General features: G+C 72.3%; 3 protein-coding genes and 1 pseudogene. All 4 read right to left on the bottom strand.

Annotation, left to right across the window (positions count from 1 at the left end):
• Window positions 1-700 (bottom strand): methyltransferase (locus QK444_RS34180; RefSeq protein WP_282786149.1); only part of this gene is annotated, 700 nt, incomplete at its 3' end.
• Window positions 700-1797 (bottom strand): cytochrome P450, encoded by a 1098-nt coding sequence (locus QK444_RS34175; protein ID WP_282786148.1) that lies wholly within the window; start codon window positions 1795-1797, stop codon window positions 700-702. The genes QK444_RS34180 and QK444_RS34175, both read right to left, overlap by 1 nt.
• A gap of 1 nt (window position 1798) precedes the next feature.
• Window positions 1799-2866 carry a Gfo/Idh/MocA family oxidoreductase gene (locus tag QK444_RS34170; RefSeq protein ID WP_282786147.1) on the bottom strand — a complete coding sequence of 356 codons (1068 nt, stop codon included), beginning with the start codon at window positions 2864-2866 and terminating at the stop codon, window positions 1799-1801.
• A pseudogene (locus QK444_RS34165) lies at window positions 2863-3586 on the bottom strand (hypothetical protein); the annotation flags it as partial. The gene QK444_RS34170 and the pseudogene QK444_RS34165, both read right to left, overlap by 4 nt.

Raw genomic sequence — 3586 nt, 5'->3', positions numbered from 1 at the left:
CGGGCCAGTCGTGCAGCACCCAGGTCAGCAGGTAGGCGTCCGCGCCCGCGGGCAGCGGTTCGAAGAAGTCGCCCGCCCGGGCGGTGCACCGCTCGCCCAGCCCGGCTCGCTCGAAGGCGCGGGCGGCGGCATCGGCGGCATCGGGCAGATCCACCAGGGTGCCGGTCAGCCGGGGATGCGCCGACGCGAGTGCGCTGAGCACCGCACCGGAGCCGCCGCCGACATCGACCACCGAGCGCACCCGGTCCCAGGCGTAGGCGTCGGTGAGGGTGGGCACGGTGAAGCGGGTGTGCTTGCTCATGAGTTCGTTGTAGGAGGCGTCGGTGTCGTCCCACAGCGATCGACCGTGCACCACCGGATAGCCGGGCTCACCGGTGCGCACCACCTCGAGCAGTGCGCCGAACGCGCGGTCCATGCGACCGCCCGCCCCGTCCAGGTCGAACCAATCCCGCATGGCGAGTGGGTGATCCGAGCACAGCAGCCGCGCGGAGTCGGTGAGTCCGAAGCGGCCGGGCGCGGTTTCGGTGAACACGCCACGGCAGGCGAGGTAGCGCAGCAAACGGTGCAGCGCATCGGCATTCGCCCCGGCCTTGCGGGCCAACTCGTGCGCGTCGTCGACACCGTCGGCGATCAGATCGGCGATGCGCAGGGTCGCCGCGACCCGAATCGCCCAGGGCGTCACCAGATCCGATTGATCCATCAGGGACACGGCAACCTCCGTACCGGTAGCGTGGCGGGACCGCGACTCATCAGGTCGCCGGTCGATCGATAGCTGAATCCGTCCGCCAGCCGCAGGCGCGGTGCGGTCTCGGCCAGCACGCGCAGATAGATCTGGGCTTGCAGGCGGGTGAATGTCGCGCCGAGGCAGGCGTGCGGCCCGGTGCCGAAGCTGAGGTGGCCCGCCGCGCCCGGCCGATGCAACCGGAACTCGTCGGGGTCCGGCCAGCGTCGGGGATCGCGGTTGGCTCCGGCGGTGACGACGAAGATCCGCTCCCCCGCCGCGACCGGTGTGTCGCCGACCGGGCAGGGGCGCGTCGCCGTGCGCATACTCCACAGCGCGGGTGGCTCGTGCCGCAGCGACTCCTCGACGGCCGCGCCGAGGTGCTCGGCGGGCAGCGGCCACATCCGCGAGATCAGCAGGCGGTGCAGCAGATTGCCGATCAGGTGGGTGACATTGCGGACACCGGCGACGACGAGGAAGTGCACGAGCATCCGCCGCTCCGGCGCGGTGAGGTCGGGGAAGCGCCGCAGCCGCAGGCCGCCGACGTGGTCGCGGAACTCCGACCAGCCGGGCGCGGTCTCGTAGCCGACCAGGGTGGTGAACTCCGACACCCACCGTCGCACCAGATCGCTTGGCAGTTCCAGGAATTCGGCGAGGGCGAGGGCGGGCAGCGGTTCGGCGAAGTCGGTCACCAGATCCTCGGCGGCCGCGGCGTGCGTGCGAGCGTGTGCCGCCAGGACGGGTTCCAGGTCGGCCAGTGCCTTGGCGGTGAACTGTCCGCGTATCAGCGCGCGCAGCCGGGTGTGCTCGGGTGCGTCGAGTTGGGACAGCGCCGGAACTTTCTCCGGCGCGGTCGCCTGTGCGGCGACGGTGTTGTTCGCCTGGCTCGAGAAGCTCGCCGCGTCCCGCAGCACGGTGCGCGACACCGCGTCGGACACCACGACCCGGAATCCGGAGAACGGGCAGGCCACCGGCGGGTGGTCGCGCAGCAGCGGATACGGATCGCGGATGTGCCGGGAGTCGAGCGGATTGAAGACGGTGTCGCCGGTGGACGTGTCGGTGGTGCCCGTGGACATCTCAGCTCCTCTCCGGCAGCAGTTCGTCGATCCGCACGGCGGGCGCGGGCGCCCGCCGCACCGGCAGCGGGTAGCCGAGTCCGCGGGTGAGCTCCGACCACAGCCGCGACAGCGTCAGGTGGTACTGCCCCGCCGCGAGGGGGTCGACGCCGTCGGCGATGGCCTGCCGCATGGTCAGCAGCGAATGTCGCACTCCGTCCGGCCACACCTGGTCGAAGACGTCCCGCACGCCGGGCGCGGTGGACGGCCCCAGGCACGCCACCGTCGGGGTGGCGTCCACTCCGTCGAGGGCGAAGGTGCCGCTGTCCTTGGGCACGTGGACGGCGGGACACCACAGCACCGGCCCGTGGGTGCTGGCCAGCACCAGGGTGCCCGCCTCGGTGCCGAGGGTGACCTGGTGCCGCAGATGCGTTGGATGGTCGAGATCATCGGGTACGACCTGGTTGTTCACCCGCAGGGTGACCGGCACCCCCGCGATGACCGCGTTGACGCACCGGTCGGTGAACGCCGACCGGGCCAGGCCGTGCAGTCGTTGCGAGATCTCCGACGGTTCCAGCGCCCACGGGCTCAGTCCGCCCAGGGTCTGCCCGATGATGTCGAGCAGATCGTAGGACACCTGGACCGCGCAGCTGGCGTCCACGAAGGTCGCCGGGTGGGTGCGCAGCAGTCGGTGCGCCGCGTCCAGGAACCGACGCACCGGCTCCAGATGCAGGTAGAAGGTGTTGACGCCGAACATGACTCGTCGCCGCGCGGCGACCCGCAGGCAGTCGGCGAGTTCGTCGGCGCGCACCGGATGTTCGAGCAGTACCGGGATGTCGCGCGCCAGGAACGCCTGGGCGAGTTCGGCTCCGGGGCCGCCGCCGACGCCGCTGGGCACCACCACACAGGCCAGATCCACACCGTCGGGGACCTGGTCGGGCGCGGTGTGCAGCGGCACCCCGTACTCCCGCGCGCAGGCGCGGGAGCGTTCGCCGCCCCGGGCGAGAATGCCGGTGAGCTGGAACGGTTCTCGTTCCAGGGCGCGCAGGTACACCCGACCGAAGCCGGTACCGCACACGAGGACTTTCACAGTGTTCCTTCCTCGCCGAGCAATGGCGGAATCACCCGGAGCGGGTCGAGCACATCGTCGGCGCTGTGGCTGCCGGGCTGGATCTCGCCGTCCAGGACGGCGCGGGCGGTGGTGGCCGCGATGGTGGCGGTGAGGTCGGGCCCGGCACGCAGCCGCGCGCGGTGGACCGTGCCGTCCACATCGGTCAATTCCGCTGTGATGACCAGATATTCGGTTCGGCCCGCGGTATCCGCGGCGGCTGCCGCCAAGAGCTGTTCGACCGTCGGCGCACCGCCGCGCAGCAGGCGCCGCACGCAGTCGCCGTCGAAGCGGGTGCTCCAGTCGGAGCCGGTGAGCCCCAGTGCCCGATCGACGCGGGCCGCCTGCTCCCGCCATCCGTCGGTGGTCGCGAGGAACTCCCGTGCCGCCGCGGGGGTGAACCGGTACAGGCCGCCCGCGGTCACCGATAGCCGCGCGGGCCGCACCCCGCGGGCGGCGGCCAGGTAGCGCGGCAGCAATCCGGCCGCCCCGGGCATGGCACCGGCGTCGTAGACGGCGATCCGCTCGTCCCGGCCCGGGCCTGCTGGACCCCCGGGCCGTGCGGCCTGACCAACGAGCCGTGCAACCGGATCGCCGGGTCGTGTGGCCGGATCGCTGGGCCGTGCGGCCAAGTCGCCGGGCCGCGCAGCCAACTCGCCGGGCCGCGCAGCCAACTCGCCGGGCCGCGCAGCCAACTCGCCG

The organism is Nocardia sp. CC201C, assembly GCF_030010695.1.
GTDB lineage: Bacteria > Actinomycetota > Actinomycetes > Mycobacteriales > Mycobacteriaceae > Nocardia > Nocardia otitidiscaviarum.
Note: the sequence above shows the minus strand (reverse complement) of the source record. Positions and strands in the feature narration are given on the sequence as shown.